8 protein-coding genes and 1 pseudogene are annotated in these 5,644 nt (G+C 68.2%); 1 reads left to right on the top strand and 8 read right to left on the bottom strand.

The features are described from left to right. Positions 1-165, bottom strand: a pseudogene (locus ACFO24_RS11360) (transposase); the annotation flags it as partial. 2 nt (positions 166-167) lie between these two features. Between ACFO24_RS11360 and ACFO24_RS11355 the strand changes: the two are divergent. Continuing rightward, positions 168-521: a Rossmann-fold NAD(P)-binding domain-containing protein gene (locus ACFO24_RS11355; RefSeq protein WP_377738448.1), complete on the top strand. Its 354-nt coding sequence runs from the start codon at positions 168-170 to the stop codon at positions 519-521. A 181-nt stretch (positions 522-702) separates the two neighbouring features. Here ACFO24_RS11355 and ACFO24_RS11350 read toward each other — a convergent pair whose 3' ends face one another. The 7 genes from ACFO24_RS11350 to ACFO24_RS11320 are packed head-to-tail and all read right to left on the bottom strand — an operon-like array spanning position 703 to position 5,448. Beyond that, on the bottom strand, positions 703-1,377 hold the full coding sequence (locus tag ACFO24_RS11350) for a hypothetical protein (RefSeq protein WP_377738446.1): 675 nt from the start codon (positions 1,375-1,377) through the stop codon (positions 703-705). Further along, on the bottom strand, positions 1,377-1,922 hold the full coding sequence (locus ACFO24_RS11345) for a GTP-binding protein (RefSeq protein ID WP_377738445.1): 546 nt from the start codon (positions 1,920-1,922) through the stop codon (positions 1,377-1,379). Before ACFO24_RS11345 ends, ACFO24_RS11350 begins: the two co-directional genes overlap by 1 nt. Before the next feature lie 12 nt (positions 1,923-1,934). After that, positions 1,935-3,248 carry a hypothetical protein gene (locus ACFO24_RS11340; protein ID WP_377738444.1) on the bottom strand — a complete coding sequence of 438 codons (1,314 nt, stop codon included), beginning with the start codon at positions 3,246-3,248 and terminating at the stop codon, positions 1,935-1,937. Beyond that, positions 3,245-3,835, bottom strand: coding sequence for a hypothetical protein (locus ACFO24_RS11335; RefSeq protein ID WP_377738443.1), 591 nt, complete (start codon positions 3,833-3,835; stop codon positions 3,245-3,247). The genes ACFO24_RS11340 and ACFO24_RS11335 overlap by 4 nt, the downstream gene beginning before the upstream one ends. Next, on the bottom strand, positions 3,832-4,581 hold the full coding sequence (locus tag ACFO24_RS11330) for a phosphate/phosphite/phosphonate ABC transporter substrate-binding protein (protein WP_377738442.1): 750 nt from the start codon (positions 4,579-4,581) through the stop codon (positions 3,832-3,834). Before ACFO24_RS11330 ends, ACFO24_RS11335 begins: the two co-directional genes overlap by 4 nt. Beyond that, the gene (locus ACFO24_RS11325; RefSeq protein ID WP_333707711.1) at positions 4,581-5,072 is read right to left on the bottom strand and encodes a PAS domain-containing protein; all 492 of its coding nucleotides are present in this window, start codon (positions 5,070-5,072) and stop codon (positions 4,581-4,583) included. Before ACFO24_RS11325 ends, ACFO24_RS11330 begins: the two co-directional genes overlap by 1 nt. A 13-nt stretch (positions 5,073-5,085) precedes the next feature. Further along, positions 5,086-5,448, bottom strand: coding sequence for a roadblock/LC7 domain-containing protein (locus tag ACFO24_RS11320; protein ID WP_377738441.1), 363 nt, complete (start codon positions 5,446-5,448; stop codon positions 5,086-5,088). Positions 5,449-5,644: the final 196 nt, after the last annotated feature.

Below are 5,644 nucleotides of genomic sequence, written 5' to 3'. Positions count from 1 at the left end.
CTCCACCGTGGCTGGTTGCGACGCAGCAGGCTGAGCCAGCGCCGTTACCGCCGCTCTCAGCGGCGAGTTTGGTGCCAGCACACCAAAGTAGCGGTGCCGGTGGGTGCGTGGCGGTGGCACCAGCGCGGCGATGCGGTCGATCAGTTCCAGCGGTGTGAGGTGCAGACCTGGCCGCGCTGGACGGCAACGGCGGCAACAAGGACTGGCACAACTTTGCCGACCCGATGCAGGCCTGCGAAGGCGCCGACCTGGTGACCACCGACGTGTGGACCTCGATGGGCTACGAGGCCGAGAACGAGGCGCGCAAGCAGGCCTTTGCCGACTGGTGTGTCGACGCCGAGATGATGGCCGCCGCCAAGCCCGATGCGCTGTTCATGCACTGCCTGCCGGCCCACCGGGGCGAGGAAGTGACGGCCGACGTCATCGACGGCCCGCAGTCCGTGGTGTGGGACGAGGCAGAAAATCGAATGCACGTGCAGAAGGCACTCATGGAGTACCTGCTGCTGGGCCGGCTGGCCTGACACGGTAATCGTGGGCGCGGGCTGGCCCGAGATGGACGCCGCCTCGCCGACTTGCCGCACGCGGCCCACTCCTATACTCCCCGTATAGGCCGCCGATAGCGCCCGACAGACGGGCGCTGGCGACCGATACTCCCCCATCATCAGAGTGAGATAGGCCGCGCACCGCCCACGGCAGCGGCGCTTACATCGACAGAATCTGGCTGGCGATCGACGTGGTCTCGCGCACCGCAAACTTGGTGCCCGCGGTGCGGATGCCCCAGATCAGCTCGACCAGGGCGCGGTTGTTGAGCAGCGGCTCACCGCCCAGGATCAGCCAGTAGCCGGTGCCATCCACCCAGAACAGCATCAGCGTGGTGGTGGGCAGCAGCATGTCGATGCCTTCGTGGAACGACACGGCGCGGCCGGTGCCCGCCCAGCCGCGCTGCTTCTGCCGCTTGGCGAAGTCGAAGAAATCGGCTGCCACCACGCACAGGGTTTCGGCCTCTTCCTCGGAATAGCCCACGCGCGCCAGGCAGAAGCCTTCGTCCGAGGCCAGCGCCGCCGTGCGCGTGCCCGACAGCCCGGCAATGGCATGCGGCAGGTAGTTGTCGAGCCGCACGTCGGGCGCGCGCAGTTCGCGCTGCACCTCGTGCACCCAGCCTTCGTACAGCGCGCGCGCCAGCACGGTGCGGTGCTCGGGCGCCAGCTCCAGCCAGGCGCTGCGGCGCAGCGAGGCGCCGCGCGGCATCAGGGTCTGCAGGATGGCGCTGGTTTCGTCCGGCACGCGCTCGCCGTAGGCGTGCAGCGCACCGGCGGGCGTGAGCACCAGGTACGGGTCGTCCGCAGGGGCGTCGGCGCTGACAGGGGTTTCGTTCATCACTCTTCCGCGTTGTTGAACGGATCGATGCCGTAGATCAGCGCCTTGACCAGCGTGGCCATGTGGGCGCGGCTGCGCGCGTCGGTGTACATGGCCGTCGGCGGCAAGCCCATGGCCACCAGCTCGCGCGACACCATCTGCCGCGTCTGCCAGCCGCCCTGGTCGGAATGCGTGATGCCGACCACCAGCGAGGTGCGGTCGATGAAGTCGCGGAACTCGGTCACGTAGGTGCGCAGGTCGGCCACCGGGTCGGGCGAGTTGCCGCGCAGCATCAGCACCAGGCCGAGCGCGTTCTCGGTCAGGATGTCCCACATGAAGTCGAAGCGCTTCTGCCCCGGCGTGCCGTACAGCCGCACCTGGTCGCCGCTGGCGAGCTTCATGAGGCCGTAGTCCATCGCCACCGTGGTGGTCTTCTTGAGGGTCTTCACGTCGTCCGAGACGTTGGCCTCGGTGCGCACCACCTCGATGTCCGACAGGGATTGGATGGCCGTGGTCTTGCCCGCCCCCACGGGGCCGGCGAACACGAGCTTGTAGATATTGGTCATGGCGTCGAAAAATTAGAACAGCTTGTCCATCAGCGATTTGAAGAAGCCGCGCCGCGCCGCCACCTCGGGCTTGCGCGCCGCCGCGGCCACCGGGGCCTGCGCCGCGCGCGGCGACGCCACGGCGCCGGCCGCCACCGGCCCGCCCGGAATCACCTTGGCCAGGCCCGACACCACGCACAGCACCACGAAGCGCAGCACGTCCTGCTCGTGCTTCGGAAACGCGCGCAGCAGCTCCGAGATCGACTGCGGCATGCGGGCACAGATGGCGGCCAGCTGCACGTCCAGCGGGCCGACGCCGGCCAGCATCGGAAAGTTGGGAAAGCGCCGCAGCTGGAACGTCAGGTCGCCCTGGCGCTGCAGCTTCATGTCGCGCATCACGTCGCTCACCAGCTCCCAGGTGATCACGTCCAGCGGCTTCTGCGCGCGGTGGAACTTGCCGTTGAAGCGCTGGCGCACCGTCTCCTCGACGTGGTCGGGGTCGAGCGGTTCGGCGCGGACGCTCTCCACCAGCCTGGGCGTGCGCAGCAGCTTCAGCAGGGCCGACACCGGCAGCCCGGAGGCCAGCCAGCCGGCGCGCGTGTGGGTGACGAAGGCCGCATCGGTGCCGATGCGCAGCAGCATCGGGCCGTCGTGACCAATGATTTTTTCGGTCAAGCCGATCAGCGGCTGGTCGCGCAGCAGCGGAAACACCTGCAGCAGCGCCGCCAGCGCACCCTTGCCCAGGCCGACCGCGTCGGTGGCCATGCGCGTGGCCGGCGGCGCCAGGGAGACGGAAGATGCTTGCGCCTTCGGCAGCGGCATCGGCGCCGAGGCACGTGCACGCATGGGTGCCGCCTTGCGCTTGAGCTGGTCGGCCAGTTCCATGGCGCGGCGCCAGGCCGGCATGGCGGCGGGCGCAGTGGCCACGGCGGCGGCCGCCGGCGGCACCATGCGTTCGGCAGCTTCCTTGACTTTCTTGATCGCGTCACGCAGGCCGGCACTGGTGTAGGGCACGCCGACCCAGCCGATGTGCTGGCCCTTGGCCAGCGGCAGCTTGGCCTCCAGCCAGCCCCCGCCGTCGCCCCAGGTCAGCAGCACGGCCGGCCGGCCGGCCATCACTTCCATCAGGCGCGTGGCGTTGGCCGGCGAATACTTGCGCATGCCCAGGCCGAACAGATCCAGCACGCAGGCTTCGCAGCTGCGGGCGGCGGCGTGCTGCTCGGGGATGGCCAGCGACAGCTCGCGCTTGAGCGTGATGCAACGGTGGTCGCGCCAGTTCATGCCGATCATGATCTCGACGGCAGCGGCCTCATGATCGGTCAGGCCCATCAGGAGGATGTTCTTCATGCTTGGATCACTCCGTTCTGCAAAGCCAGCGACACGGCTTCCCACTGTGGCGACAGTGCCCGGCCTTCGCGTGTGAGCGCGCGGCGCACCAGCATGAAGCCCAGCGAATCGCCGGCGCCCTCGCAGTGCGCGAGAAAGTCCTGCTCGGCCTGCGCGTCGCCCGCCAGCAGCGCCGGCAGCGCCTCGGCGGCGATGCGGCGCGAATCGTCGACGCTGCACAGCAGCGCCCGCCGCGGCACGTCCAGCGAGGGCGCGACCAGCACGCTCCAGCGCGTGGCCCAGGCACTGGCGGCGGGCAGCTTGCGGCCGCTGGCAGCCTGCGCCTGCAGGCCCTGCAGCACGAACGGCGCCAGCCGCGGCTGAATGTCGGCACGCGCCAGCAGGGCCTGAAAGCGCGCGGCATCGGGCGCGCAGCCATGCAGCCAGTCGGCCAGGGCGCCCTGCAGCGGCTCGGCACCTTCCAGGCCCAGCGCGGCGTTCACCCGCTGCTCGTGCAGCGCCACGTCGGCGGGCGCGTTCAGCACCCGCCGACCTGCCTGGCGGAACTGCTGCCTGGCGGACAGGCCGTGCTGGGCGTTGCGCATCAATCGAGCAGCGTGTCCATCAGGTCGATCATGAACTCGGCGTCTTCCTGCGTCATCGGCTCGAAGCCGCCGGCGATGCCCAGCTCGTCCAGAACCGGCTGGCCGTCGGGCGTGCCCGTCAGGCCGACCAGCGCCTCTTTCACGCGCTCGGCGTCGGCGCCGACCTTGGCGCTGGTGAGCAGCACATGCGTGATGTCGGCCAGCTTGCTTTCCATCAGCGCCTTCAGTTGCGACTTGGTCAGCTTGGACAGCGAGTGGTAGGCCTCGGCCAGGAAGAAGCTGGCGTCGACCTCGCCCTTGATGGCCATGCGCGCGGCGGCCTGGTAGGTGTCCACCATCTGCCACTGGATGTCGGCCTCGGTCAGGTCGGCCGGCTCCAGCAGGCGCAGGCCGATCAGCTTGACGTCCTTGTTGTCGGTCAGCGCGATCTTGCAGCCGGGCTGCAGGTCTTCCACCGTGTTGGCGGCCGAGCCGGCGGCCGTGGCAATCACCATCTCGTCCGACTTGCCCACCGGCCGTGCGATGGCCTGGTAGCCGGCGTCGCGGATCATCGACGCCGCGTCGAACGGGTTGGCATACACTGCATCCACCTTGCCCTCGGCGATCAGCTGCGCCTGTTCGGCGGCCGATGCGGGCGTCAGCAGGTGCAGTTGCAGGCCGGAGCGCTTCTGCAGCAGCGTGTTCAGCATGTGCCAGCCGGCAAAGCGCTCGGGCGCGAAGTCGGGGGCAATCAGCAAATTCAAGTTCATCAGGTGCTCCCTTCGGCAGCTTTCCACTCTTTGTAGACGGCCGACAGTTCTTCGATCTTCTTGCGTGACGGCTTGCGGCGCACCGAGGTGTAGCCCACGGTCTGGCCGTTGCGGATGTTGGGCACGGCGGTGGCGTACACCCAGTAGTGCGAGCCGTCCTTGCGCAGGTTCTTCACGTAGCCGTGCCACTTCTTGCCGGCCTTCATGGTGTCCCACAGGTCCTTGAAGGCGGCGCGCGGCATGTCGGGGTGGCGCAGGATGGCGTGCGGCTGGCCGATCAGTTCCTCACGGGTGTAGCCCGAGAGTTCGATGAAGGCGTCGTTGGCGTGCGTGAGGACGCCGTTGAGGTCGGTGCGCGAGATGATCAGGCGACCTTCGGGGTAGGGAATCTCGCGCTCGCTCACCTGCACCGTGCGGCTGGTGCCGTCGTGGTAGGTGTGCTGGCGCGCCTGGTCCGCATCCGCGGCGGGCTGCATCGGGGGGAAAGCCATGGCGAAACCCTCCTCAGATCAGCTTGGACAGCGCCTCGGCGGCGCGCTTGATGTCCAGGAACAGCAGGCCCAGCTTGGCGTTCTGCTTGGCCAGCACCGTCAGCACGGCTTCGGTGCCCGACGAACTCATGATCACGTAGCCGCGCTCGCCCTGCAGCAGCACGCGCTCCAGCGTGCCGCGGGCCAGTTCGTGCACTGCGCGGTCGCCCAGCGACAGCAGCGCGGCGGACATGGCGCCCACGCGGTCTTCGTCCATGCCGGCCGGCAGGGCCGAAGCGATCATCAGACCGTCGGTGGAAATCAGGGCCGATGCCTCAACGTCGGCAGACGAACCTTTGAGCTCTTCCAGCACCTGCTGGAACATGTCAGTACGCATAATTTCTTCCTTTGTCGGTGGTAGCCCGCTTCGCCAAGTGGCCGCGGCATGCAAATTGGAATGCAAAAACGGATACGGATAGGAAATTCAACCGCATGAGGCCAAGTATGGCACGAGTTTTGGGCCTACGGATAGGAAATTCAACCGCATGAGGCCAAGTATGGCACGAGTTTTGGGCCTCGAAACACGTTCGGCC

This window comes from Comamonas denitrificans (assembly GCF_042654745.1).
In the GTDB taxonomy this organism is placed as follows: domain Bacteria; phylum Pseudomonadota; class Gammaproteobacteria; order Burkholderiales; family Burkholderiaceae_C; genus Comamonas; species Comamonas denitrificans.
This window is presented reverse-complemented; position numbering and strand designations above follow the sequence as displayed.